Annotated in this window: 19 protein-coding genes; 8 read left to right on the forward strand and 11 right to left on the reverse strand. The window is 70.8% G+C overall.

What is annotated here, in order from left to right; translation table 11 throughout:
- Nucleotides 1-82: 82 nt before the first annotated feature.
- Together polX and LIV37_RS06220 are read left to right on the forward strand one after the other, a co-directional pair.
- Entirely contained in the window at nucleotides 83-1,828 is a 1,746-nt protein-coding gene (gene polX / locus LIV37_RS06215; protein WP_020866245.1) for a DNA polymerase/3'-5' exonuclease PolX, read from the forward strand.
- Entirely contained in the window at nucleotides 1,825-2,589 is a 765-nt protein-coding gene (locus LIV37_RS06220; protein WP_020866246.1) for a uracil-DNA glycosylase, read from the forward strand. Before polX ends, LIV37_RS06220 begins: the two co-directional genes overlap by 4 nt.
- Nucleotides 2,590-2,675: 86 nt before the next feature.
- Here LIV37_RS06220 and LIV37_RS06225 read toward each other — a convergent pair whose 3' ends face one another.
- From LIV37_RS06225 to LIV37_RS06255, 7 genes are all read right to left on the reverse strand, one after another.
- Nucleotides 2,676-4,262, reverse strand: a complete 1,587-nt coding sequence (locus tag LIV37_RS06225; RefSeq protein ID WP_020866247.1) for a S1 family peptidase — start codon at nucleotides 4,260-4,262, stop codon at nucleotides 2,676-2,678.
- Nucleotides 4,263-4,604: 342 nt separating this feature from the next.
- Nucleotides 4,605-4,976: an L-rhamnose mutarotase gene (locus LIV37_RS06230; protein WP_020866248.1), complete on the reverse strand. Its 372-nt coding sequence runs from the start codon at nucleotides 4,974-4,976 to the stop codon at nucleotides 4,605-4,607.
- A gap of 88 nt (nucleotides 4,977-5,064) precedes the next feature.
- Entirely contained in the window at nucleotides 5,065-6,957 is a 1,893-nt protein-coding gene (locus LIV37_RS06235) for a discoidin domain-containing protein (RefSeq protein ID WP_020866249.1), read from the reverse strand.
- Between the two features lie 935 nt (nucleotides 6,958-7,892).
- On the reverse strand, nucleotides 7,893-9,257 hold the full coding sequence (locus LIV37_RS06240) for a GH1 family beta-glucosidase (protein WP_020866250.1): 1,365 nt from the start codon (nucleotides 9,255-9,257) through the stop codon (nucleotides 7,893-7,895).
- A gap of 89 nt (nucleotides 9,258-9,346) precedes the next feature.
- Complete coding sequence (locus tag LIV37_RS06245) at nucleotides 9,347-10,234, reverse strand: carbohydrate ABC transporter permease (protein ID WP_020866251.1); 888 nt, start codon at nucleotides 10,232-10,234, stop codon at nucleotides 9,347-9,349.
- A complete protein-coding gene (locus tag LIV37_RS06250; RefSeq protein ID WP_020866252.1) occupies nucleotides 10,227-11,225 on the reverse strand; it encodes a carbohydrate ABC transporter permease in 999 nt (332 codons plus the stop codon). Before LIV37_RS06250 ends, LIV37_RS06245 begins: the two co-directional genes overlap by 8 nt.
- Nucleotides 11,226-11,238: 13 nt before the next feature.
- On the reverse strand, nucleotides 11,239-12,561 hold the full coding sequence (locus tag LIV37_RS06255) for an ABC transporter substrate-binding protein (protein WP_020866253.1): 1,323 nt from the start codon (nucleotides 12,559-12,561) through the stop codon (nucleotides 11,239-11,241).
- Between the two features lie 182 nt (nucleotides 12,562-12,743).
- Here LIV37_RS06255 and LIV37_RS06260 point away from each other — a divergent pair, with 182 nt between their 5' ends.
- Nucleotides 12,744-14,051, forward strand: coding sequence for an ROK family protein (locus LIV37_RS06260; protein ID WP_020866254.1), 1,308 nt, complete (start codon nucleotides 12,744-12,746; stop codon nucleotides 14,049-14,051).
- Between the two features lie 132 nt (nucleotides 14,052-14,183).
- Here LIV37_RS06260 and LIV37_RS06265 read toward each other — a convergent pair whose 3' ends face one another.
- From LIV37_RS06265 to LIV37_RS06275, 3 genes are all read right to left on the reverse strand, one after another.
- On the reverse strand, nucleotides 14,184-15,224 hold the full coding sequence (locus LIV37_RS06265) for a LacI family DNA-binding transcriptional regulator (RefSeq protein ID WP_020866255.1): 1,041 nt from the start codon (nucleotides 15,222-15,224) through the stop codon (nucleotides 14,184-14,186).
- Between the two features lie 53 nt (nucleotides 15,225-15,277).
- Nucleotides 15,278-17,026: a discoidin domain-containing protein gene (locus LIV37_RS06270; protein WP_020866256.1), complete on the reverse strand. Its 1,749-nt coding sequence runs from the start codon at nucleotides 17,024-17,026 to the stop codon at nucleotides 15,278-15,280.
- 166 nt (nucleotides 17,027-17,192) lie between these two features.
- Nucleotides 17,193-18,311, reverse strand: coding sequence for a DUF1996 domain-containing protein (locus LIV37_RS06275; protein ID WP_020866257.1), 1,119 nt, complete (start codon nucleotides 18,309-18,311; stop codon nucleotides 17,193-17,195).
- A gap of 442 nt (nucleotides 18,312-18,753) precedes the next feature.
- Here LIV37_RS06275 and LIV37_RS06280 point away from each other — a divergent pair, with 442 nt between their 5' ends.
- Complete coding sequence (locus LIV37_RS06280; protein WP_020866258.1) at nucleotides 18,754-20,559, forward strand: hypothetical protein; 1,806 nt, start codon at nucleotides 18,754-18,756, stop codon at nucleotides 20,557-20,559.
- A 77-nt stretch (nucleotides 20,560-20,636) separates the two neighbouring features.
- On the forward strand, nucleotides 20,637-21,110 hold the full coding sequence (gene aroQ, locus LIV37_RS06285) for a type II 3-dehydroquinate dehydratase (protein ID WP_020866259.1): 474 nt from the start codon (nucleotides 20,637-20,639) through the stop codon (nucleotides 21,108-21,110).
- Between the two features lie 36 nt (nucleotides 21,111-21,146).
- Here aroQ and LIV37_RS06290 read toward each other — a convergent pair whose 3' ends face one another.
- Nucleotides 21,147-21,932: a DeoR/GlpR family DNA-binding transcription regulator gene (locus LIV37_RS06290; RefSeq protein WP_121826208.1), complete on the reverse strand. Its 786-nt coding sequence runs from the start codon at nucleotides 21,930-21,932 to the stop codon at nucleotides 21,147-21,149.
- Between the two features lie 134 nt (nucleotides 21,933-22,066).
- Between LIV37_RS06290 and LIV37_RS06295 the strand changes: the two genes are divergently transcribed.
- From LIV37_RS06295 to LIV37_RS06305, 3 genes are all read left to right on the forward strand, one after another.
- Nucleotides 22,067-22,960 carry an SIS domain-containing protein gene (locus LIV37_RS06295; protein WP_020866261.1) on the forward strand — a complete coding sequence of 298 codons (894 nt, stop codon included), beginning with the start codon at nucleotides 22,067-22,069 and terminating at the stop codon, nucleotides 22,958-22,960.
- A 106-nt stretch (nucleotides 22,961-23,066) separates the two neighbouring features.
- Nucleotides 23,067-23,906: a class II fructose-bisphosphate aldolase gene (locus tag LIV37_RS06300; protein WP_020866262.1), complete on the forward strand. Its 840-nt coding sequence runs from the start codon at nucleotides 23,067-23,069 to the stop codon at nucleotides 23,904-23,906.
- A gap of 206 nt (nucleotides 23,907-24,112) precedes the next feature.
- Nucleotides 24,113-24,814 carry a glycoside hydrolase family 75 protein gene (locus tag LIV37_RS06305; RefSeq protein ID WP_020866263.1) on the forward strand — a complete coding sequence of 234 codons (702 nt, stop codon included), beginning with the start codon at nucleotides 24,113-24,115 and terminating at the stop codon, nucleotides 24,812-24,814.
- Nucleotides 24,815-24,910 lie beyond the last annotated feature (96 nt).

The following is a 24,910-nucleotide window of genomic DNA, read 5'->3' on the forward strand; positions in this document are numbered from 1 at the left end:
CTCGCGCGGATCGCCGTTTCGCTCCTGACACCAGCATCCCTCCACCTCACCGGGATCGCCAGAGCCGACTAAAATCGCTCTCATGGCTCGCTCCAACGAGGAGGTCGAAGCCCTCCTGCGCGAATACGCCGATCTGCTCCTGATCACGGGCGGGGACGCGTTCCGGGCGCGTGCGTACGAGAAGGCCGCCCGGGCGATCGGCGGCCACGCGGCCGACATCTCGCAGTTCGACGCGAAGGCGCTGCGGGACATCCCCAATGTGGGCCGGTCGATCGCCGACAAGGTGGTCGAGTATCTGCACACCGGGACCATGCCCGCCGTCGAGGAGGCGCGCGCCGCCATCCCGGCCGGGGTGCGGGAGCTGACCGCCATCCCGGCGCTCGGGCCGAAGAAGGCCATGATCCTCTACGAGGAGCTGGAGATCTCCTCGATCGACCAGCTGGCCCAGGCCATCGAGGACCACCAGCTGCGCGACCTCAAGGGCTTCGGGCCAAAGTCCGAGGAGAACATCCTGCACGGCATCGGGCTGATGCGTGCCGCGGGCAACCGCATCCCGCTCGACGAGGCCATGGACGTGGCCGATGACATCGTCTCCGCCCTGTCCAAGGTGCCCGGCTGCCGGCGGTGTGCGTACGCCGGGTCGCTGCGCCGGATGAGGGAGACCGTGGGCGATGTGGACATCCTGGTGGCGGCGGAGGAATCCTGCCCGTTCATGGAGGCGTTCACCCGGCTGCCGCTCACCTCCGAGGTGATCGCCCACGGCCAGAAGAAGACCTCGATCCGCACCACGAAGGGGCTCCAGGTGGATCTGCGAGTACTGCCGCTGGACTCCTGGGGCGCGGGACTGCTCTACTTCACCGGCTCCAAGGCGCACAACATCCGCATCCGCGCGATCGCGGTGCGCCATGGCCTCAAGCTCTCCGAGTACGGCCTCTTCGAGACCAAGAGCGGCAAGACCATCGCCTCACGGAGCGAGGAGGACGTCTACGCCCGGCTCGGCATGGACTGGATCCCGCCGGCGCTGCGCGAGGACCGGGGCGAGGTCAAGGCGGCCCTCGAAGGCCAACTCCCCCGGCTGGTCGAGGAGTCCGACCTCCGGGGCGATCTGCACACCCACACCAACCTCACCGACGGGCTGGAACCGCTGGCGGACATGATCGCCAAGGCGGAGCGGCGCGGCTACGCGTACTACGCCATCACCGATCACGCGCCCAAGCTGTACATGCAGCAGATGACCGAGGAGAAGATGCTGGCCCAGCGGGAGCGGGTGCGCGCACTCGACCGGGGGCGCGGCCGTGGGGACACCCGGCTGCTGCACGGTGTGGAGCTGAACATCGACGTCGACGGTGACGTGGACTGGCCGCCCGAGTTCCTCGAGGACTTCGATCTGTGCGTGGCCTCGGTGCACACCCAGTTCGGCCTGGACCGCAAGGCCATGACCCGGCGGCTGGTGAGGGCCTGCGAGAACCCGCATGTGCATATCATCGGCCATCCGACCACCCGGCTGATCGGCAAACGGCCCGGTATCGACGCCGACTTGGACGAGGTGTTCGCCGCCTGCGCCCGTACCGGCACCGCGCTGGAGATCAACGCACATCCGGACCGGCTCGATCTGTCGGACGAGAACATCCTGCGGGCCAAGTCGCACGGGGTGATGTTCGCCCTGGACAGCGACGCCCACTCGACCCGGGATCTGGACAATATGCGGTACGGGGTGGGCATGGCCCAGCGGGGCTGGCTGACCCCGGACGATGTCATCAACACCTGGTCGCTCACCCGGCTGCGGCGTTTCCTGCGCAAGGACACGGGGCACCAGCCCCCAACATGACCACTTCCGGATCCGACCGCTCCTACCCCGCCCGTCAGGCCCCCGGCGCCGAAACCCTCGCCGAGCTGGACGCACGGGTCGTCGACTGCCGTGCCTGCCCCCGGCTGGTCCAGTGGCGGGAGGAGGCCGCCCGCACCAAGCGCCGGGCCTACGCCGACTGGGAGTACTGGGGGCGACCGGTGCCCGGGTTCGGACCACCGGACGCCGGGGTGGCGATCGTGGGGCTCGCACCGGCCGCCCACGGTGGAAACCGCACGGGCCGGATGTTCACCGGCGACCGCGCCGGCGACTTCCTGTACGCGGCGCTGTACGACCTGGGGCTGGCCAGCCGGCCGACCGCCACCCACCGCGGCGACGGCCTGGAGCTGTACGGGGTCAGGATCACCTCGCCGGTGCACTGCGCCCCGCCCGCCAACCGGCCCACCCCCGAGGAGCGGGACACCTGCCGCTCGTGGCTGGCCCGGGAGCTGCGGCTGCTGCGGCCGACGCTGCGGACCGCGGTGGTGCTCGGAGCGTTCGGCTGGCAGGCCGTGATGCCCGCCCTGGAGGCCGCCGGATGGACCGTGCCCCGGCCCCGGCCGGTATTCGGACACGGCGCGCGGGCCACACTGCGGGCGGCCGACGGCGGGCCGCCGCTCACCCTCTTCGGCTGCTACCACGTGAGCCAGCAGAACACCTTCACCGGGCGGCTCACCCCGGCCATGCTGCGCGAGGTGCTCGGCGCGGCGGCGGGGGCGGCGGGGCTTCCGGTCTCCGGCTAGGGCCGGGAGGGCAGTCGTGGAGAAGGGGAGGCCCCGGGCACTGGGGCAGGAGGGCGCCCGGGACCTCGTTCATGGGGTGGGCCGGATCAGTTGAGACCCTGGCCCGCGACGCTGCCGGTGTCACCGGCCCCGGCGGCCGCGCCCGCGTCACCGGCACCCGCGTTGCCCGCGCCTGCGTCATCGGCACCACCGGCCGCGTCACCGGCTCCGGCGTTGCCCGCGCCTGCGGCGTCACCGGCGCCGCCCGCCGCATCACCGGCACCACCGGCCGCATCACCGGCACCGCCCGCCGCGTCACCAGCACCACCAGCCGCGTCACCGGCGCCGCCGCCGTCCGCGCCGATGACCGCTCCGGTGGCCTCCAGCGCGGCGGTCACCGGCTGGAAGAACGTCTCGCCGCCCTGGGTGCAGTCGCCGCTGCCGCCGGACGTCAGCCCGACCGCCGCGTCCTCGGCGAACATCGCGCCACCGCTGTCGCCGGGCTCGGCGCACACATCGGTCTGGATGAGGCCGTTGACGATATCGCCGTTGCCGTAGTTCACCGTGGCGTTGAGGCCGGTGACCGTGCCGTCGGTGACCCCGGTCGTGGAGCCGGAGCGCTGCACCTTCAGGCCTACGCTCGCCTCGACGGCGCGCCCGATCTCCTGGGTGTTGCCGTTCTGGAGGTCGACCGTGCTGGACGGCTGGGTGGTGGCGTCGTCGTACATCACTAGCGCGAAGTCGTTCTCGGGGAACTTGGAGTCCTGCACCGTGCCCACCTGCTGGGCCCCGGCCTCGTCCGAGGTCCAGGTCTGGGATTCGTTGCCGCAGTGGCCCGCGGTCAGGAAGCCCGGCGCGCCGTCGACGCTGACGTTGAAGCCGAGGGAACAGCGGGCGCCACCGCCGAAGATGGCATCGCCGCCGTCGAGCCCACCGGCCGCGGCGTCCCCACCGCCCCCGGCGTCACCCGCACCACCAGCGGCATCACCGGCGCCACCAGCGGCATCGCCCGCACCACCCGCGGCGTCCCCGGCGCCACCCGCGCCGGCGTCATCCGCACCACCGGCGCCCGCGTCGCCCGCACCACCCGCCGTTCCGGCGGCGTCCCCGGCACCCGCGTCACCCGCGTCACCCGCCGCGTCCCCGGCGCCCGCGCCGCCGTTGTCGCCGGGCTGGGCCGCCTCCTCGCCGTCGAACTTCTTGAACTCACCCTGGCTGCGCTTGACGCTGACCGTGTCCGCCATCTGGCCCGTGGACTTGGTCAGCGTGTCCCACTTCGTACCGGTCACCGTCCGGTCGGCCGTCACCTGGACCTTGTTGGTGACCGGGTCGATCGACCAGGCGGTGCCGGGCACCGACGCGTCGCTGCTCAGCGTCTGGGTGGCGGCCTTCAGATCGGCCATGCTGTTCTGGACGACCTTCGCCACGGCGCCCTTGGCCCGCACGGACTCGGCGGAGTCCTCGTCCACCACGTTCATGACCAGCTGGCGGTTGCCGTTGTCGTAGTACCAGCCCGCGCCGTTGTCACCGAGGTCCGAGGCGAGACTCCTCGCGAGCTTCACCGCGGCCGGGGACGAGAAGGTCTTGGCGCCCGACGTCTCGTCCGGGTTCGCGTTCGCGTTGGGCAGCAGAATGGCGGCTGCCCCGAGCGCGGTGATGGCGGCTCCGGAAATGGCGAGGGTCCGCTTGTTCACACGTCGGTGGCTCAACTCACTGACCTCCAGTCGGGGATGCGCGGCAGGCGTGTGCGGAACGCTTGCCGCGTTCCACCACGCCCCCGCGCGGGGCCACCACGTCGTACGTGGACGCGTTCGCCCCGCTCTCACCCGTACTCAAGGTCTGATGAATGGCTGCGCCGAACGATCCGGATCGGTAAGCTCCGCCGGTTCGGCCGATCGTCCCGGCTGTTCCGCCCGGCGGTTCTTTCCCCTACCCGCCCCTTCCCGTTACCAGGGGCTTCGCCCCTGGACCCAGACCCCGGGTCTGGGGCGGAGCCCCAGTTGAGGGAAGGGGCGGGGAACAGCCCGCCGCAGGCGTCACGATCCGCCGGACACCCCTTGACCGCGCTCGGCGGCCTCGGCCTGGGCCCGCAGCTCCCACACCTCGCCGAGCGACATCCGCTCCGCCTCGGCGGGGGAACCGCCGGTGTCCTCGAAGTGGTCGACGTACGCGCCGATGAACTCCTGCCAGCGCTGGTTGGCCGGGTCCTCGTCCAGCGCCGCCATCGCGGCCGCGAAGTCCTCGCAGTCCACGAGGTGGAAGAGATGGCGTCCACTGCGCCAGATCCGCCAGTTGGTGATCCCGGCCCGGCGCAGCGCCGCCAGCAGGTCCTCCGGGACCGTGGCGTGCTCCCGCTCATAACCGGACTCCTGGCCCTCCTTGAGAACCGAGTGCAACGCCACCCGCATCGGCGCTCCTCCTTCTTCTTCTTCTTCCGCTGCTTCCCAAAGCCGGGCGGCCACGGCGGCCGCCCGGCAACGATCCATGATGCAGCGCTCACCCTTTCTGTTCGACGCGCACCCAGTCCACCTCCGCCTGCACTCCCCCGGACGCGATCCGGTCGACGCTGGACTGCGGCAGGCCCCAGTAGGGGGTGGTGACCTTGTTCCACCCGGCCGGGTACGCCCCGCCCAGGGCGAGATTGAGGATCACGTACTGGTTGTGGCCGAAGACCCACTGGCCACGGGTGGACTCGAGCTTGTTGCGGCTCGTCTCCTGGACCACCCGGTCGTCGACGAGGAAGCGCATCCCGGTGGGTGTCCACTCCACCGCGTAGGTGTGCCACTGGTCGGCGCGGCCGCCGCCCGGGTAGGTCTGGCGGGCGCCGATGTTGCCGTCCGCCGAATAGCCGGGGCCGTGCAGGGCGGTGCTGGTCCAGTCGGCGTAGCCGATGTTCTCCATGATGTCGGTCTCACCGGAGGAGGGCCAGGACACCGAGGGATCGTCCACATCGCTGCCCAGCAGCCAGAACGCGGGCCAGTAGCCGTCGCCGACCGGCAGCTTCATCCGGGCGCTGACCCGCCCGTAGGTGAAGTCCAGCTTGATGTGGGTGTCGATGCGTCCAGAGGTGAAGTCGTACGTGCCGCCGCCCGCCTGGGTGCAGCCCTTGCAGTACTTCGCCCTGAGGACGAGATTGCCGTTCTCGGTGCGGATGTTGTCGGAGGAGTCGGCATACGCCTGAGACTCGCCGTTGACCGATCCCATCTCCTGGCCGGTCCGCACCACACGCCACTTCGAGCGGTCGAGGGAGGCGCCGGTGAAGTCGTCGAAGAACGTCGTCTTGTACGCCCCGGACTGTTCACCGGGGAGGGCCGGGTACGCGGCGGAGGCGCTCCCACCCGTGCCCCAGACCTGGAACTCGTAGAGGGAGTAGCCGAATTGGGCGGTGGCCGGGGCCGGGTTGTAGAAGGAGCGGCGCTCCTTCCCCAGCATCCGCACATAGCGGCCCGTGGCGGGCTGCGACAGCCTCACGGTGTCATGGCGGCCCACCGCGTCCGCGGGGGACTTCACATCCGCGCGGCGGGCGGCCACCTCGGCGGCGGAGGGCTGGTGGACCGTGCGCCATGTGCGGTTGTCGTCGGATACCTGCACCTGGTAGTCGACGGCGTAGGCGGCCTCCCAGTAGAGGTCGACGGTGTCGATCGTGGAGGTCGCGCCGAGGTCCACCGAGACCCAGCGGTCGGCGTTCCAGTCGCTGGACCAGCGGGTCTGGTCGTCCTTGAGGTTGGCGGGCCAGCCGCCGTCGGTCACGAAGGCGGGCGAGTTGCCCGCGTGCTGGTAGTAGTTGGAGTAGGCGGGGTGGTTCAGGGCGAGATTGGTGCGGGTCGTGGACGCCGGGGCGGGCTCACCGCCGTACACCTTGAACGAGTACAGCGAATAGCCGTGCGGTGTGCCGCGCTCGATGCCACGCATCCGTACGTAGCGGCCGACGACGTCCTGCGGATGGGTGTGGGCGGTGATGGATCCTCCGGTACCGGCGTCCTCGGTGTAGAAGGGGGTCCAGTCGGTGCCGTTCTTGGACACCTCCAGGACGTACTTCTTGCCGTAGGCGGCCTCCCAGTCCAGGACGACCCGGTCGATCCGGATGGTGGCGCCGAGGTCGACGCGTATCCACGCGTTGTCGGTGAACGGGCTGGACCAGCGCGTCGACCCGTTGCCGTCGAAGGCCAGGCCGGGCGCGGTGCCGTCGTTCTCGCTGCCGGACGCGGTGACGGCGCCGTGGTCCGCGGCGTACGCGGCCGCCGCCCGGTCGGTGTCCCACGTCGCCTGGGCGGCGGTCGCGGTGGAGTGCGAGGTGGGTGTGGCGAGGGCCGGGCCCGTGGTCAGCACCGCCACCGTGGCCAGGGTGGCGAGGGCGCTCAGCAGAATGCGGGGGGTACGGGATGGCATGCGGCTCTCCTCGATGGGGTCGTGGGGGTGCACGTGTGATGCCGATGGGTGTTCGTACCGATGTGCCGATGTGCCGATGTGCCGTCGTGCCGAGGTGCTGTGCGTCGTGGCTGTGTGCCGGGGGCGGATCTTCCCCTCCCCGCCCCTTCCCGATACCAGGGGCTCCGCCCCTGGACCCCGAGGTCTGGGGCAGAGCCCCGCCACGCGGCGGAGCCGCGTACCGATGCTGTGGGAAGGGGCGAAGCCCCCGGCCCGGGGCCTGGGACAGAGCCCCTGGCCCGGGATCCGGGGCGGAACCCCCTGGCCCAGGGTCTGGAGCGAAGCCCCTGGCCCAGGGTCTGGGACGGAGCCCCCGGACCGGTGCCTGGGGCGCAGCCCCAGGCCCGGATCTGGAGCGGAACCCTCGAACCGGAATCCGAGACCGAGCCCCCGGACCGGGGTCTGGGACCGAGCCCCTGGACCGGGGTCTGGAGCGGAACCCCCAAACCGGAATCCGAGGCCGAACCCCCGAACCGGAATCCGGGATGGAACCCCCAAACCGGGGCCTGGGACCGAGCCCCCGGACCGGAATCCGAGGCCGAACCCCCGAACCAGAATCCGGGATGGAACCCCCAAACCGGGGCCTGGGACCGAGCCCCCGCACCGGAATCCGAGGCCGAACCCCCGAACCAGAATCCGGGATGGAACCCCCAAACCGGGGCCTGGGACCGAGCCCCCGCACCGGAATCCGAGGCCGAACCCCCGAACCAGAATCCGGGATGGAACCCCCAAACCGGGGCCTGGGACCGAGCCCCCGGACCGGAATCTGGAGCGGAACCCCCAAACCGGGGTCTGGGGCGGAGCCCCTGGTCCGGGGTCTGGGGCGGAGCCCCGGTTCGGGAAGGGGCGGGGAGGGGAACAAGCCCGCCGCAGGCGTCAAGCCCCCTCGCACACCCCTAGGCGGCGCGGCGGGCCCGGCCCCGCTGGTCACGGATGATCTCCGCGTAGCGGTGGCCGGTTCCCTTGATGGTGCGGACCTGGGTGCGGTAGTCGACGTGGACGAGGCCGAAGCGCTTGTCGTAGCCGTAGGCCCACTCGAAGTTGTCCAGCAGCGACCAGGCGAAGTACCCGGCCAGCGGGGCGCCCTTGCGGACCGCCGAGGCGCAGGCCGCGAGGTGCTGGACGAGGTAGTCCTGGCGCTCGGGGTCGTCCACGGTCCCGTCCGGCCGTACGACATCGGGGTAGGCGGAGCCGTTCTCGGTGACGTACAGCTTGCGGGCGCCGTATTCGCCGGTCAGGCGCAGCAGCAGGCTTTCGATACCATCGGCGTCGACCTCCCAGTCCATGCCCGTGCGGGGGACGTCCGGGCGGCGGACGGCGCGGGCGTGGGGGGCCGGGCCGGTGGGGTCGTCGGTGACGGTGGCCGGGAAGTAGTAGTTCAGGCCCAGCCAGTCCAGGGGTGCGGCGATGGTGTCCAGGTCGCCGGGGCGCTCCGGCAGTTCGACCCCGTACACCTCGCGCATGTCGGCGGGGAAGCCACGGCCGTGCACCGGGTCCAGCCACCAGCGGTTGGTGTGGCCGTCCATGCGCCGCGCGGCGGCCTGGTCCTCCGGCCGGTCGGTGGCCGCCTGCACGGTGTTGAGGTTGTTGACGATGCCGACCTCGGCGCGTGGCGCGGCGGCCCGGATCGCCTGGGCGGCGAGGCCGTGGCCGAGCAGCAGGTGGTACGAGGCGCGGACCGCCGCGGTCAGATCGGTGAGCCCGGGCGCCATCACGCCCTCGAGGTGGCCGATCCAGGCCGAGCACAGCGGCTCGTTGAGGGTGGTCCAGTGGTGCACCCGGTCGCCGAGGCGGTCGGCCACCACCGAGGCGTACGCGGCGAAGTGCTCCGCGGTGTCGCGCTCGGGCCAGCCGCCCCGGTCCTGGAGCACCTGGGGCAGGTCCCAGTGGTACAGGGTGACGGACGGGGTGATGCCCGCCTCCAGCAGGCCGTCGATCAGCTCGTCGTAGAAGGCCAGGCCCTTGGCGTTGACCGGGCCGTCGCCGCCCGGCATCACGCGTGGCCAGGCGATGGACAGCCGGTAGGCGTTGGTGCCCAGCCGCTTCATCAGCCCGATGTCCTGGCGCCAGCGGTGGTAGTGGTCGCAGGCCACGTCGCCGTGGTCGTCGCCCGCCACCTTGCCGGGGGTGTGCGAGAAGGTGTCCCAGATCGAGGGCGACCGTCCGTCCTCGGCGACGGCTCCCTCGACCTGGTAGGCGGAGGTGGCCGTGCCCCACAGGAAGTCGTGCGGGAAGGCTGTGAGGTCCAGGAGCTCGGACACGTACGTCCTTTCAGAGGCGGGAAGGTCAGAGGCGGGAAGGTCAGACGTGGGAAGGTCAGACGTGGGAAGGTCAGACGTGGGAAGGCCGGTCACTTCACGGCTCCGGCGGTGAGTCCGGCCACGAGATAGCGCTGCAGCAGCAGGAAGCCCGCGACCACGGGGACGCTGACGACGAGCGAGGCGGCCATGACCTGGTTCCAGTACACCTCGGTCTGGGTGGCGTAGCCCTGGAGGCCCACGGCGAGGGTGCGGGTGGTGTCGTTGGTCATCACCGACGCGAAGAGCACCTCGCCCCAGGCGGTCATGAACGCGTAGACGGCGACGGCGACGATGCCGGGAATCGCGGCCGGGACGACGACCCGGAACAGCGCGCCCAGCGGTCCGCAGCCGTCCACCAGCGCCGCCTCGTCCAGATCGCGTGGCACCGAGTCGAAGTACCCGATGAGCATCCAGATCGAGAACGGCAGCGAGAAGGTGAGATAGGTGAGGATGAGCCCGCCCCGGGAGCCGAAGAGGGCGATGCCGGTGGCGTTGCCGATGTTCACGTAGATGAGGAACAGCGGCAGCAGGAAGAGGATCCCGGGGAACATCTGGGTGGACAGGACGGTGACGGTGAACACCCGCTTGCCCCGGAACCGGTACCGGCTGACCGCGTACGCGGCGAACACGGCGATCACCACCGAGCAGACGGTCGCCGCGCCCGCCACGATGGCCGAGTTCATGAAGTACTCGGCGAGCGGCACGGTCGACCAGATGTCGATGTAGGGGCGGATGGTCAGTCCGCTCGGCAGCCAGCGGAACGTCCCCGAGACGTCCTCCAGTGGCTTCAGGGAGCTGGAGACCATGACGTACACCGGCAGCAGGACGAACCCGGTGAGCAGGGTGAGGAAGATCCGGCGGGCCCAGAGGAAGGACCGGGGGGCGGCCATCGGTGAGCGGGGCCGCGCCGGGGAGGTGCCCGGGGAGGTGCTAGACATCGGCCGTCTTCCTTCGTCGGGAGGTCAGCAGCAGGTACAGGCCCGTCACCACGAGCAGGAAGAGCAGCAGCAGGACGGACATGGCGGACCCGGTGCCGAAGTTCCAGGTGGCGAACGTCGTCTGGTAGACGTGGATCGAGATGAGGTCCGCGGCCTCCGGCGCTGCCTTGCCGAACAGCACATACGGGGTGTTGAAGTCGTTGAACGTCCACAGGAACAGCACCAGCACCAGCACCTGGTTGACCGGGCGCAGCGAGGGCAGGGTGATGCGGCGGATCTGCTGCCACATCCCGGCGCCGTCGAGGGCGGCCGCCTCGTAGAGCTCCTTGGGGATGTTCTGGAGACCCGCCATGACGATGAGGAACGCGAACGGCCAGCCCTTCCACACCGAGACGGTGAGCAGGGCGATGAAGCTGTTGTCGCCGATGAGCCAGAACGAGGGCTTGTCGGTGAGGCCCAGCTGATCGTGGAGGACGTGGTTCACCAGCCCGTTGTCGTGCTGGAACATGAACGCCCAGGTGATGACGGCCGTGTAGACGGGCAGCGCGTACGGGACCAGGAACAGGGTGCGCAGCACGCCCCGGCCGCGGAAGGTGTCCTGGAGGAAGATGGCGGTGGCGGTGCCCAGCAGCCAGCACAGCCCGACCGACAGCACGGTGAAGCCGCAGGTGACCCAGAACGAGTGGAGCAGCGCCTCACCGGCCGGCGCGTTGATGTCGACCGAGATCTTGTAGTTGTCGAAGCCGGACCAGGGGGCGGCGCTCCAGTCCCGGATGGAGAACCGGGTGAGCGCCTTGAAGCTCATCAGGATGCCCATCACCATCGGCACCAGATGGACCAGGAGCTCGAGGACCAGGGCGGGCAGGAGCAGCAGATACGGCAGTCCGATGCGGCGGATCCGCCCGGGGCGGCGCGGGCCTCGCGCCGCCCCGGGGGTGCTCCCCGACACGGTCCGCCGGTCTGCCTCGGCGGTGGCGGTCGTGGTGGTCATGAGGTGTCCGCGCTCACTTCGCCGGCATCTGCTGCTGGGCCTTCTCCAGCTTGGCCGTCACCGATGCGGTGGTCACCGGGCGTCCGGCGGCGGCGTCCGCGAACAGTTCCTTGACGGCCGTGCCCACGGACGTCTCGAACTGCGACTCGTCCGCCACCTGCGGCAGCGCCTCCGCGCTCTTGGCGAGGGTGTCCCGCAGGGCGGCCGTCGCCTGGGTGTTGAACGCGGGGTCGGACTGGGCGGCCTTGACCGGCGGGATGGAGCCGTACGCCTTGTTGAGGATCTTCTGCTCCGGGTCGCTGGTCATGAACTTCACGAACTTCAGGGCGCCGTCGTGGTTGTCGGTGTTCTTGAAGACGGCCAGGTTGATGCCGGCGACCATCGAGTTGACGGCGGTGCCGGTGCCGGGGGTGCCGGAGCGTACGGGCGCCGGGGCCACGCCCCACTCGTCGTCCTTCATGCCCAGGGAGGCGAAGGTGGCGGAGGCGGTCTGCCACAGGACCATGGCCGTCTTGCCCTTGGCGAAGTCGCTGAGGGACTGGTTCTGCGCGTATTCGGCGTTGCCCGGGGCGATGATCTTGTCCTTCGCCATCAGGTCGACATACTGCTTGATCGCGGAGACCGCGCCGTCCGAGGTGAAGTCGGGCTTGCCGGCGGCGGTGAAGAAGTCCGCGCCATGCTGCTTGGCGAAGACGAACACCTGGTGGATGTTCTCCGAGAGGTTCGCGCCCTCGGCGCCGAGGCCCCACTTGCCGTCCTTGGAGAGCTTCTTGCCGTCGGCGACGATGTCGTCCCAGGTGGCGGGCGGCTTGGAGATGCCCGCGTCGGCGAACATCTTCTTGTTGTAGTAGAGCGCGTACGCCATCGAGTACAGCGGCACCGCGGCCGGGTCCTCGCCCTTCACCCCGGTAGAGCCGAGGGCGGAGTCCACGAAGCGGTCCTTGCCGCCGATGCCGCCGAAGTTCTTGTCGTCCCACGACAGCAGCGCCCCGGACGCCTGGAGTGAGGCGCTCCAGGTGTTGCCGATGTTCAGCACGTCGGGGCCCTGGCCGGAGGTGGTGGCGGTGAGGATCCGGTTCAGCAGCTCGGACCAGGGGATGACCTCGAGTTTCACTCTGATCCCGGTCTGTTTCTCGAACTTGTCGAGCTCGGGCTTCAGGACCTTCTTGTCCACCGCGATGCTGGCGCCCTGGTTCGAGGCCCAGTACGTGAGCGTCTTGGGCGAGTCGTTGGATCCTTCGCCGCCGGCCGTCGAGGAACCGCCTCCGCAGGCCGAGACGGCGAGGGCGAGTGACAAGGTGACGGCGCCTATGGCCGCGACTCGGATGCTGCGCATGGCTCCTGGTGTCCCTTCCGGGAGTGGTCAATGCCAAGAAGGGCCCGGGTACGCCACCGCGTTCAACTCCCGAAGCCTCTCACGGCTTAATTTAGGACGTGAGTTAAACCTCAAGAGAAGGTCGCGTCAAGAGATCCGGCGGAGGTATCTTGCGGCGCGTAGTCCGGAGTTGAGGAGGCCAGGTGACGGCGAACAACGGCCGTACGGTTCGTGACCTGCGGCGGGAGAACCGTGCCGCCGTGCTGCGCCGGTTGTACTTCGACGGGCCGATGAGCCGCTATTCGCTGGCCCCCGCGACCGGGCTGAGTTCAGGTTCCATCAGCAATGTGGTCGCCGAACTGCTCGCCGAGGAGCTGGTGGAGGAGGCCGGGAGCGTGGACTCCGACGGCGGCCGCCCCCGCACCCTGCTGCGGATCGCCCCGCACAGCGGCCACATGATCGGGGTGGACGTCGGCGAGACCCGGGTCCGCGTCGAGCTGTTCGACCTCGCGCTGGCCGAACGGGCCCATGCGGACCGGCCGTTGCCCACGCGCGGCCCCGGGCACCAGGACCGCTACGACAGCGAGCTGATCGCGGGCCATATCCGCGACGGCATCGCCGAGGTCCTGGCGGCGGCCGGGCTCGCCCCCGATCGGCTCCTCGGCGTCGGCATCGGCGTCCCCGGCATCGTGGAACACTCCGAGGAGCGCGGTGCGGTGGTGCACTGCCAGCCGATCGGCTGGGAGGCGGTCCCGCTGGAGCGGATGCTGCGCGGACCGGACCATCTCCCCCAGGAGGTCCCGTACTTCATCGAGAACGGCGCCAAGACGCTGGGGCAGGCCGAGATGTGGTTCGGCGCCGGGCGCGGTGCGCGCAACGCGGTGGTCGTGCTCTTCGGATCGGGCGTCGGCGCCTGTGTCGTCACCGAGGACGTCGAGCACGGCCGGGCGGTGGAGTGGGGCCATCTCACGGTACGGGTGCGGGGCCGCCGGTGCCGCTGCGGGGCGCTGGGCTGCCTGGAGGCGTACGCGGGTGCGGAAGCGCTGCTGGAGCGCTGGCAGGAGGCTGGCGGGCAACCGCCGTCCGACACCGACGAGGAGACCGCCCTGACGGCGATGCTGGCCGCCGCCTACCCCGAGGACGGTGGCGACCCGGACCCGGTGGCGGCCGGCGTCCTCGCCGAGACGGCGGAGTACCTGGGCGCGGGTCTTTCCGACCTGATCAACCTCTTCCAGCCCGAGCGCATCCTGGTCGGCGGCTGGGCCGGGCTCCAGCTCGGCGCGCGCTTCCTGGACTCGGTGCGCCGCCACGCGCTCTCGTACGCGCTGCCGTACCCGTCCGGACGCGTCGGCATCGACCTGGGGGCGCTGGGGCCGGACGCGGTGACGGTGGGCGCCGCGATCCTGCCGCTCGCCGACTTCTTCGCCCGCGGCGGGCGCCGCCTGCCCGCCGGGCCCTCACCGGAGCCGTCCCCCGCGTGGCGCACCACCCTGGGCACGCGGCTGGCGTAGGGGCGGGGCGGGCGCTGCGCACCTGGCGCGGGAATCGCGTAGGGGCGGGGCGGGCGCTGCGCACCTGGCGCGGGGATCGCGCGCACACGCTGCGCCCACGTCCGGCGCGGGGCTGCGCCGACTCCCGTGCCGCTACGCCGACTCCCGTACCACCAGCTCAGGTTCGAAGAGGACCGCGACCGGATCGGTGCGCAGCCCCCGGACGTGCTCGTCGAGCAGCCGGGCCATCGCCGCCGCCATGTCCTCCACCGGCTGGCGCACCGTGGTCAGCGGCGGGCGACAGGTGGCGGCCACGCTGGAGTCGTCGAAGCCGACGACCGCGACATCGTCGGGCACCCGCCGGCCGCGCTCCCTCAACACCTGGCAGACCCCCCGGGCCATCAGGTCGTTGGCCGCGAACACCCCTTCCACATCGGGGTGTTCGGCGAGCAGCGTGGTCATCGCGGCCACCCCGCTGTCCAGCGTGAAGCCGCCCTCGGCCACCGGAACGTACGGGTGGCCGCCGCGGGCCATGGTGTCGCGGAACCCGGCGAGCCGCTCCTGGCTCGCCGCCACCGCCCACGGCCCCGACACGGTGGCCACCTTCCGGCACCCCCGGGCCAGCAGGCGCTCGGCGGCGATGCGGCCACCGTCCCAGTGCGCCAGGTCGACATGGCTGAGCGCCACCGGCCGCACGGGCCGGGCGAACAGCACGGCGGGCAGTCCTGCCTCGGCGAGCAGCGCGGGCAGTGGATCGTCGGGGTGGGTGGACACCACGAGGGCCCCGTCGGCGTTCCCCTGCCGCAGGTACCTCACCACCTCCTGCCGGGCCCCGGGGGACTCGGCGAACATCAGCACCGGGTGCGTCGAGCGCGGCCGCAGGAATCCCACCACGCCACCGACCACCCGGCCGAAGAACGGGTCCGAGAACACCCGGGCGGCGAAGGCGTTCTGCTCCTCCTCCGAGGTGTCCCCGGCCCCGGAGACGACGAGCGCCACGGTGCCGGTGCGCCGGGTCACCAGCGATCTCGCCGCCCGGTTGGGCGCGTAGCCGGTCCTCTCGATCGCCAGCCGGACCAGGTCCTGGATGGCCGGATCCACATTGCGGACGCCATTGACGACCCGGGACACGGTCGCCCGGGAGACACCGGCCTCCCGGGCGACATCCTCCAAGGTCGGGGCCTGTCGGTTCATGTCCGCACCCTAGTGGCAGCGTGTCCCGGGGGCATAGAGCGCTCTCCCGTCGCTCAGCGGTAGACGCCGAACTCGTAGAGGGAGTAGCCGTAGCCGGTGCCACGGGCCGTGCCGTGGACGCGGACGTAGCGCCCGGTACCGGAGACGTCGAAGTCGTCCACACCGCCGTTGCCGTCGGTCACCTCTCGGACGGTGCGCCAGCTGTTGCCGTCGTCGGAGGTCTGGATGGTGTACGCCTTGGCGTAGGCCGACTCCCACACCAGCTGGACGTGGGTGAAGGAGGTGGACGCGCCGAGGTCCACCTGGAGCCACTGCGGATCGCTCCAGTCGGTGGCCCAGCGGGTGTCCGCCCTGCCGTCCACGGCGTTGGCCGGGGTGCAGGGGCAGTCGCCGCCACCGGTCTGGTACGAGGAGGCGGTGGCGGGCCTGCCGAGGGCCGCGTTGGTGCCGTTCACGGCGGGCGGGACGACCCGTACGGAACGGGTCTCGATGCCGACGTTGCCCTTGCCGTCGGTGGCCTTGACGTACACCTTCCACACGCCGGGGCGGTCCGGCGCGGTGACCCTCAGCCGGCCGCCGCCGAGGTCGGTGGCGGGCAGCGGGATGAGCCTCTTGTCCTTGTCGAGGTACATCGTGCCGCCCAGCACCTGGTAGGAAATGGCATCGCCGTCGGGGTCGGTGGCCCTGACCGCGAGGGTCAGGTCGCGGCCCGCCTCCACCTTGGCGGCATCGCCCTCCACGGCCAGCGAGGAGACGACCGGCGGTGAGTTGTCGCGCGAGGTGTCCGCGCCGTAGGCCTTCTTCACCGCGTAGTACGACAGCCGCTTCTGTCCGCCGGGCAGCAGATTGAACCAGACACCACCGAAGTCGTCCTCGGTGCCGTAGTGGAACATCGTGGCGCCGAGCGCGACGCCCTCGTGGCCGGTGACGCAGTTCCACGCCTTGGCGTAGCCCGCGGCCTTGGCCTGGTCGGTGGGCTCCTCCGGCACCCCGTTGGAGTCGTCGGGCACCTCCCACTCCCCCGCCGGGCCGGTCTCGGTGACGATGTACGGCTTGGTGTAACCGCCCTGCTCCCAGGTGGCCTTGATATCGCACACGGCGTTGTAGGAGTTGACGGCGTACAGATCGAGGTCGGGGGCGTTCCTCCGGTAGTACGGCCACGCGCCGGTCCAGGCATCCGTGGAGGTCACCGGATGGCCGGGGTCGATGGCATGGACCTTCTTGGCGATGTCGTTGACGAACGTGGTGTAGGCGTCCCGCTGCCGCTCCAGCTCATCGCCGCTGTAGCAGTTCTGGAGGCCGAGCACCGACTCGTTGCCCACGTTCCACATCAGCACGCCCGGGTGGTCCTTGTAGGCGGAGACCCACTTGGTGAACTCGGCGGCCATCTGATCCTTGTAGGCGGTGTCCGTCCGGTAGTTCACGCAACCGCCGCTGCCCGGTCCGCCACCGGGCTGCAGCCAGAATCCGGCGATCACCTTGATGCCGTGGGCGGCCGCGGAGTCGAAGAGGGGTTCGCTGGTGGCGTCGGTTCCCCAGGTGCGGATGGTGTTCACGCCCATCGACCGCAGATCGGGGAGGTAGCGTTCGGCGTCCGCGATGGCGGGGCCCCAGGTCAGGCCCTTGATCTGATACGGCTGGCCGTCCACGGTCAGCCGCCAGTCGCCCTGGGTGCCGGCGACCTCGACGACGCTTCCGGCGGCGTGTGCCCGCTGGCCGGGCAGCGCGAGGGCACCGGCGGCCAGCAGACCGGCGGCGAGGGGCGCCGCGATACGGCGTGGTGCGGTACGGATCCGGGTCATGGTGATGTCTTTCGGTGTGTCGGAAGGGGGCGAGTGTCGGAGGGGAAGTCGAGTGCGGACGGCCCGGCCGCGACGGGGTGCCCCGCGAGCGGCCGGGCCGCGAGGCCACGGCGGCTACGGCGGTCGCTGTGCTACGGCGGCTACGGCGGTCGCTGTGCCACGACGGCTACGGCAGCTCGTAGTTCTCGTCGAGGGCCGCTCCGGCCTCGGGGTGGGTCTGGTCATAGCCGCGGGCGTCGCACTGCAGCGCCCCGACCACACAGTGGTCGACCAGCGCCTTGAGCGTGGGCGCGTCCCAGGCGTTGAAGAAGTCGTAGTGGAACGACCAGCTCGGACCGCTGGCCAGCCTCGCCCGGGAGAGGTCGCCGTTGACCGGGAAGGCCATCTTGAACTCGATCATCGGCAGCGCCACCGGGTGGTCGGCGGGGCACACGTTGTTGTTCGTGCCGGGGTTGACCACCGGGTAGGCCATGTGGCTGCGGTGGCCGGGGGTGTCCAGGTACTTCCCGTCCCAGCAACTGGACGCCTGGAAGCGGATGTTGAGCTGGACCTCGGGACGGCTCGGGCAGTCCTTGGGGAATTCGACGTTGAAGAAGCTGTCACCGCATTCCCAGCCCTCCACGAAGCCGGGGTGACGGCGGAACTCCTCGGCGGTCTGCATCGGGTCGCCCACCACGAACCGCAGCCCCTTGGGGAACGGCCGCACACTGGTGTAGTCGGTCACGCCCGCCTTGTAGTAGATGGTCTGCGGGCCGGTGGGCAGCACCGGCTTGTCGCCGTTGAACAGCGTGGGCATCCAGTAGCCCGACTTGTCCCCCGGTGCCTTGCAGGTGGTGCGGCCGGCGTCGAGGGAGGCCGTGGTGCTGGCCGCGTCGGTCGTGGTGTTGCCCATGAAGGTGTGGTCATGGGACGCGCCCGGCTGCTGCGGATACACGATGGGGTCGTCCGGCCTGGTGTGGCTCACCGAGCAGTTGGCCTGGAACTCGTGGAAGTAGCGGTGAGGCGGTTCCTTCGTGGACGGGGTGACGCCGGTGACCGGCGGGTTCGCGGGAATGTAGCCGTCGCCGTCCGGGTCCTCGGGCGAGGAGGCGGACGACGCCGCCATGGTGTGCCCCGTGTGGGCCACCTGCCCCGCATGGGCCGCGTGGGCCGCCGTGACACCGCCGCCTGCGGACTTCGCCGCGGGCGTCTCGGCGCTCATCGCGATACCGCCGAGCCCGAGGGTGGTCAGCAGCAGCGCGCCCGCGATCAGGGTGGATGAAACGATCTTCGATCTCCGTGCCATGGGGACTCCTGCCACATGGAGAGAGGGTGAGGGTGGCCGGGCGGCCCTCGCACGGCGAGGACTCGCGACGCCGTGGGTGCGGACCGAGCCGTCCGCATGACGGGCCGTCACCGGCCCGCGACAACAATGGGAGAGCGCTCTCCGATATGGGAGTGTCCGGGCGGGAGTGCGAAGGTGTCAAGGCGTCGAGCGGAAAGGATCAGACGCCGGTCCTCCTTTCCCTCTTGAACACAACGGCCAGAGCCGCGCCGACCACAAATCTCCCCAAGTTCGCCCGAAGCAGGGGATCCACCAGGGCAGTTGACGTTCAAAAAGCAACAACATGTAAGGACTGCGGTCACAACTCTTGACGAGTCATTCACATGGATGAAGCATGCGACGGCAAGAGAGCGCTCCCTCACCCCCCATCCCGTTCATTTACTGAACCAGGAGAGACGCCCCCATGACGCCTTCCCCCACGTCTTCCTCCTCCGGCCGCTCCGCGGTCGGCCGCCGGGCGGTACTCGGCGCCGCGGCCGCCGTGGCATCGGTCCCCGCCCTCGGCGGCCTGGCCACTTCCGCGGCCGCCGCCCCCTCGGGCCGGGGCAGAAGCCCCAAGGCCCTGCCCGGCGGCGGCGACCTCGGCCCGAACGTGATCGTCTTCGATCCGGCCACGCCCGGCATCCAGGGCAAGCTGGACGAGGTGTTCAAGAAGCAGGAGTCGGCGCAGTTCGGCACCGGGCGCTACGCCCTGCTGTTCAAGCCCGGCAGCTACAGCGGGCTCAACGCGCAGATCGGCTTCTACACCTCCATCGCCGGGCTGGGGCTGTCCCCCGACGACACGACCATCAACGGCGACATCACGGTGGACGCCGGGTGGTTCAACGGCAATGCCACCCAGAACTTCTGGCGTTCGGCGGAGAACCTCGCGGTCGTACCGGTCAACGGCACCAACCGCTGGGCCGTGGCACAGGCGGCCCCCTTCCGGCGGATGCACGTCCGCGGCGGGCTCAACCTCGCCCCCGACGGCTACGGCTGGGCGAGTGGCGGCTACATCGCGGACAGCCGCATCGACGGCCAGGTCGGACCGTACTCCCAGCAGCAGTGGTACACCCGCGACAGCGCGATCGGCGGCTGGCTCAACGGCGTGTGGAACATGGTGTTCTCCGGTGTGGAGGGCGCGCCCGGGCAGAGCTTCCCCAACCCGCCGTACACCACGCTCAACACCACCCCGGTCTCCCGGGAGAAGCCCTTCCTGTACCTCGACGGCAGCGAGTACCGGGTCTTCCTGCCCGAGAAGCGCACCAACGCCCGCGGGGTCACCTGGGGCAACGGCACCCCCAGGGGCACCTCGCTGCCGCTGTCGCAGTTCTACGTGGCCAAGCCCGGCGTCACCGCGGCCACCCTCAACGAGGCGCTCACCCAGGGGCTGCATCTGCTGCTCACCCCGGGGATCTACCACCTCGACCGGCCGGTCCAGGTGAACCGCGCCAACACCGTCGTCCTGGGGCTCGGCTACGCCACGCTCATCCCCGACAACGGCGTCACCGCGCTGAAGGTCGCCGATGTCGACGGGGTGCGGCTGGCCGGTTTCCTCATCGACGCCGGACCGGTGAACTCAGCCACGCTGCTGGAAGTCGGTCCACAAGGTGCCTCCGCCGACCACTCGGCCAACCCCACCACCGTCCAGGACGTGTTCATCCGCATCGGTGGCGCGGGCCCCGGCAAGGCCACTACCAGCATGGTGATCAACAGCCGGCACACCATCGTCGACCACACCTGGGTCTGGCGCGCCGACCACGGTGACGGGGTGGGCTGGGAGACCAACCGCGCCGACTACGGCGTCCGGGTCAACGGCGACGACGTGCTGGCCACGGGGCTCTTCGTGGAGCACTTCAACAAGTACGACGTACAGTGGTTCGGGCAGCGGGGCCGGACCATCTTCTTCCAGAACGAGAAGGCGTACGACGCCCCGAACCAGGCGGCCATCCAGAACGGCTCCATCAAGGGCTACGCCGCCTACAAGGTGGCCGATTCGGTGACCACGCACGAGGGATGGGGGCTCGGCAGCTACTGCTACTACAACGTCGACCCGAGCATCGTGCAGCACCACGGCTTCGCCGCGCCGAACGCGTCGGGGGTGAAGTTCCACAATCTGCTGGTCGTCTCGCTCGGCGGGCAAGGCCAGTACGAGCGCGTCATCAATGACACCGGATCTCCCACCTCGGGCACCTCCACCGTGCCGTCCACCGTGGTGTCATATCCCTGATCTACGATGCCTCGCGGGTCGGTGCCCCCGGTGAACCGCCCCTCGAAGTGCCGACCGCCCAGGAAGGACCACACGCCATGACCATCACCCCCGTGCGCGACCGCTCCACGATCATGGTGCTCAACGGACCGAACCTGAACCTCCTGGGCCGCCGGCAACCCGAGATCTACGGCACCGACACCCTGGCCGACATCGAGAAGCTGGTGGCCGAGACCGCCGCGCCGCACGGTCTGACGACCGACTGCCGGCAGAGCAACCACGAGGGCCAGCTGATCGACTGGATCCATGAGGCCCGGGAGCGCCACGCGGCGGTCATCATCAACCCCGCGGGGTACTCCCACACCTCCGTCGCCCTGCGCGACGCCCTGGCCACCTGCGACGGTCTGCCGATCGTGGAGGTGCACATCTCCAACATCCACCAGCGGGAGACCTTCCGGCACCACTCCTATGTCTCCGCGCTGGCCAGCGGGGTGATCGCCGGATGCGGTGTGCAGGGATACGCGTTCGCCGTCGAGCGGGTGGCGGCCCTGCTGGCCGCCGCCAGGGCGTAGGCGCAGGCGTGCGACACCGCAGGCCCTGATCAGACCTCAGGCCCTGATCACACGGACACCGGCCTCGGTGTACGGAGCGACCAGTTCCTCATCGGCGCCGGTGTCCGTGATCAGCACATCGATCTCGTCCAGTGCGCAGATCCGGGCGAACGCCCGGCGTCCCAGCTTGGAGCTGTCGGCCACGACCACCACCCGGGTGGCCCGGCCGGCCATGAGGTGGTTGATGCTGGCCTCGCCCTCATGGTGGGCGGTCGCGCCCTGGACCGTGTCCAGCGCGTCCACACCGAGGATCGCCAGATCCAGCGACACCTGGTCCAGCACTCCGGTGGCCAGCGGCCCCATCAGCTCGAAGGACTGCGGACGGGCCACCCCACCGGTGAGCACGATCTTCACCTGGGGGCGCACCGCCAGCTCATTGGCGATGTTCAGGGCGTTGGTGACGACCGTGACGGCCGGGCCGCCGCCCGATGTGGAGAGGTCACCGCGCGTGGAGAGGGCGCGGGCCACCTCGGTGGTGGTCGTCCCGCCGTTGAGCCCCACGATCGAGCCCGGTTCGGCCATCCGGGCCGCGGCCGCGGCGATGCGCTGCTTCTCCGAGGCGCGCCGGGCGGTCTTGTAGCGCAGCGGTAGGTCGTACGAGAGGTTGTGCGCGACCGCGCCGCCGCGGGTGCGCGTCAGCATCTGCTGCTGGGCGAGTTCATCCAGGTCGCGCCGGATGGTCGCGGCGGACACCGCCAGCTCGGCGGCCGCCTCTTCGACATCGACTCTGCCGTCCCTGGCCAGCAGATCCAGCAGGGCGTTCCACCGCTCGGGCCGTTTCACGCCGATCACCCTACCCCGCTCCCCGCATGCATCGGCTCTGGACTTCCGTGCGTGATTCTGCGCATTATCAGCCCGTACGAAACAACTCCGCGCATCCATAGCGCTCGGGTCATCCGTGCGACGAGGGGAGTCCCATGAGCCACACCGAGGCCGAGATCGCGAGTCAGCCCGACTGCTGGCGGCGTGCCATCGCCCTGGCCCGGGATCCGGAAGGGCCCGTACGGGCGGCGCTGCCCCGGGCGGGTGAGCGGGTCGCCGTCGTCGGCTGCGGCACCTCGTGGTTCATCGCCCAGTCGTACGCGGCGCTGCGCGAGGCGGCGGGCCAGGGCGAGACGGACGCGTTCGCGGCGTCGGAGACGCCGCTCGGCCGCGCCTACGACCGGGTGGTCGCGCTGTCCCGGTCCGGCACCACGACCGAGGTGCTGGAGCTGCTCGGCGCGGTGCGCGGCCGGGTGCCCACCACCGTCGTCACGGCGGTCCCCGACTCACCCGTCGTGGGCGCCGCGGACGCCGCGGTGGTGCTCGACTTCGCCGATGAGCGGTCGGTGGTGCAGACCCGCTGGGCCACCACCGAACTCGCCCTGCTCCGCGCCCACTTGGGAGCCTCCCTGGACCACCTGGAGGCGGACGGGGAGGCGGCGCTCGCCGAGCCGCTGCCCGGGCCGCTCGTGGACGCCGGACAGTTCACCTTCCTCGGGCGGGGCTGGACCTACGGGGTCGCGCAGGAGGCCGCGCTCAAGATGCGCGAGGCGGCGGGGGCGTGGACCGAGGCGTATCCGGCCAAGGAGTACCGGCACGGCCCGATCAGCGTGACCGGCCCGCGGAGCGTGGTGTGGTGGCTGGGCGAGGGCGCGTCGGATGTGGCGGACGAGGAGATCACCCGCACCGGTGGCCGGGTCGCCGGCCACGGCCGCGACCCGCTGGCCGAACTGGTGGTGGTGCAGCGGCTCGCGGTCGCGATCGCGGCGGCGCGCGGGCTCGACCCCGACGAGCCGCGCCATCTCACCCGCTCGGTGATCCTCGGCTGAGCGGGGACGGGCGCGGCCGCGAGGCCGAGCGGTCCGCGCGGGTATGAGCGGATCGCGGGATACGGGACAGGACCGGAACACGGGAACGGGTGGAAGGAGCCGGTAGATGCCCCTGGTGGCCACCGGAGAGATCGTCGGGGCGGCCGCGCGGGCCGGGCTCGGCGCGGGTGCGTTCAATGTCATCCAGATCGAGCACGCCCAGGCCATCGTGGCCGGGGCTGAGGCGGCGGGCGCGCCGGTGATCCTCCAGATCAGCGAGAACGCGGTGCGGTATCACGGCGCCCTGGCCGCCATCGGGCGGGCGACCGTGGAGGTGGCCCGCGCGGCGCGGGTGCCGGTGGCCGTGCATCTGGACCACGCCACCGGGCCGGAGCTGGTGCGGGAGGCGGTGGGCCTCGGCTTCGGCTCGGTGATGTTCGACGCCTCGGCCCTGCCTTACGACGGCAATGTGGCGGCGACCGCCGAGGTGGCGGCCGACTGCCATGCCCACGGGGTGTGGGTGGAGGCCGAGTTGGGCGAGGTGGGCGGCAAGGACGGCGTCCACGCGCCGGGCGCCAGGACCGAACCGGCCGAGGCCGCCGCCTATGTGTCGGCCACGGGAGTGGACGCGCTCGCGGTCGCGGTGGGCACCTCGCACGCGATGGTCGTCAAGGCCGCGGTGGTGGATCTGCCGCTGGTGGCGGCGCTGCGCGCGGCCGTGCCGGTACCGCTGGTGCTGCACGGCTCCTCCGGGGTGCCCGAGGCGGATCTGACCCGGGCGGTGGAGGCGGGGCTGACGAAGGTGAACATCGCCACCCATCTGAACGTGGCCTACACCCGGGCGATCCGCGACCATCTGGCCGGTCACCCCGAGGTGGTCGACCCGCGCAGGTATGTCGCGGCCGCGCGGGACGCGGTGGCGCGCGAGGTGACGCGGCTGCTGAAGCTGGTGCGGGCCACGCCCTGAGGGGCACGCGGGGGAGCCACGCGCCGGGCATTGCGCGCCCGCGGATCACACGCCGAGAGCGCCTGCGAGAAGCTGCTGCGAACGCCGCCGATTCGCGCGGCAATACGCATCGGCTTCCGCGGCGCCAACGTATTGACATGAGCTTATCAACTCGCCCAAGATGCCCCAGTCGAGGTTAGGAAAGGTTCCTAACAAAGGGGTGTCCTATGCGCAAGCGTTTCGCGTTCGTGATCGCCACGGCCGGTCTGCTGGCCGGCTCCGTCACCGCCGGCGCCCACGCCAACACCCGGGGCCCCGCACCGGCCCCCGCGTCCACCAAGGAGGGCACGGTCACCGCTGCGCAGCTGCTCGCCAAGGTGCAGAGCTGTTCCCAGATATCCAGTGGCAAGTACCGCACCGACGAGGAGACATCGGCCACCGTCCCGGTCTGCGGTGCCAATGGGGCGGTCTTCTGGAAGGCCGACATGGACGTCGACTGCGATGGCCAGGTGACCTCCCGGTGCAACGAGGACACCGACCCGTGGTTCCAGGACGACACCGCCTTCCACCAGTCGGACGGCAAGCCCCTCGTCGCCGACAAGCTGCCGTATGTCGTGGTGCCGAGCCCGAGCTCCACCTGGGACTACCGGCAGGCCGGCATCAAGGGCGGCGGTGTGGTCGCGGTCATCTACAACAACAAGGTCGAGTACGCGGTGGTGGGCGACACCGGGCCGAACAAGATCATCGGTGAGGCGTCCTATGCCACGGCCAACGCGCTCGGCATCGACCCCGACCCGGAGACCGGCGGCGCCGAGTCGGGGGTGACGTACATCCTCTTCAAGAACTCCTCCGTCTCCCCCATCGAGAACCACGACAAGGCCGTGTCGGTCGGCGACGGCCTGGCGAAGCAGTTCGTCCAGAACAACTGACCCGCCATCGTCGGGGAACGTGCGGCACCGCCGCGCGTTCCCCGATGATTTTTCCCGGGCCGGGCGGTCTGCACCGGTGAACGCCGCGACAGGAGG

This window comes from Streptomyces rapamycinicus NRRL 5491 (assembly GCF_024298965.1).
In the GTDB taxonomy this organism is placed as follows: Bacteria; Actinomycetota; Actinomycetes; order Streptomycetales; family Streptomycetaceae; genus Streptomyces; species Streptomyces rapamycinicus.

Coding starts and splice junctions, on each gene's coding strand:
- LIV37_RS06275 (WP_020866257.1), bottom strand. CDS start 18,311: ATGGCACGGAGATCGAAGATCGTTTCATCCACCCTGATCGCGGGCGCG.
- LIV37_RS06235 (WP_020866249.1), bottom strand. CDS start 6,957: ATGCCATCCCGTACCCCCCGCATTCTGCTGAGCGCCCTCGCCACCCTG.
- LIV37_RS06305 (WP_020866263.1), top strand. CDS start 24,113: ATGCGCAAGCGTTTCGCGTTCGTGATCGCCACGGCCGGTCTGCTGGCC.
- LIV37_RS06245 (WP_020866251.1), bottom strand. CDS start 10,234: ATGTCTAGCACCTCCCCGGGCACCTCCCCGGCGCGGCCCCGCTCACCG.
- aroQ (WP_020866259.1), top strand. CDS start 20,637: ATGACCATCACCCCCGTGCGCGACCGCTCCACGATCATGGTGCTCAAC.
- polX (WP_020866245.1), top strand. CDS start 83: ATGGCTCGCTCCAACGAGGAGGTCGAAGCCCTCCTGCGCGAATACGCC.
- LIV37_RS06230 (WP_020866248.1), bottom strand. CDS start 4,976: ATGCGGGTGGCGTTGCACTCGGTTCTCAAGGAGGGCCAGGAGTCCGGT.
- LIV37_RS06280 (WP_020866258.1), top strand. CDS start 18,754: ATGACGCCTTCCCCCACGTCTTCCTCCTCCGGCCGCTCCGCGGTCGGC.
- LIV37_RS06220 (WP_020866246.1), top strand. CDS start 1,825: ATGACCACTTCCGGATCCGACCGCTCCTACCCCGCCCGTCAGGCCCCC.
- LIV37_RS06250 (WP_020866252.1), bottom strand. CDS start 11,225: ATGACCACCACGACCGCCACCGCCGAGGCAGACCGGCGGACCGTGTCG.
- LIV37_RS06255 (WP_020866253.1), bottom strand. CDS start 12,561: ATGCGCAGCATCCGAGTCGCGGCCATAGGCGCCGTCACCTTGTCACTC.
- LIV37_RS06295 (WP_020866261.1), top strand. CDS start 22,067: ATGAGCCACACCGAGGCCGAGATCGCGAGTCAGCCCGACTGCTGGCGG.
- LIV37_RS06300 (WP_020866262.1), top strand. CDS start 23,067: ATGCCCCTGGTGGCCACCGGAGAGATCGTCGGGGCGGCCGCGCGGGCC.
- LIV37_RS06270 (WP_020866256.1), bottom strand. CDS start 17,026: ATGACCCGGATCCGTACCGCACCACGCCGTATCGCGGCGCCCCTCGCC.
- LIV37_RS06265 (WP_020866255.1), bottom strand. CDS start 15,224: ATGAACCGACAGGCCCCGACCTTGGAGGATGTCGCCCGGGAGGCCGGT.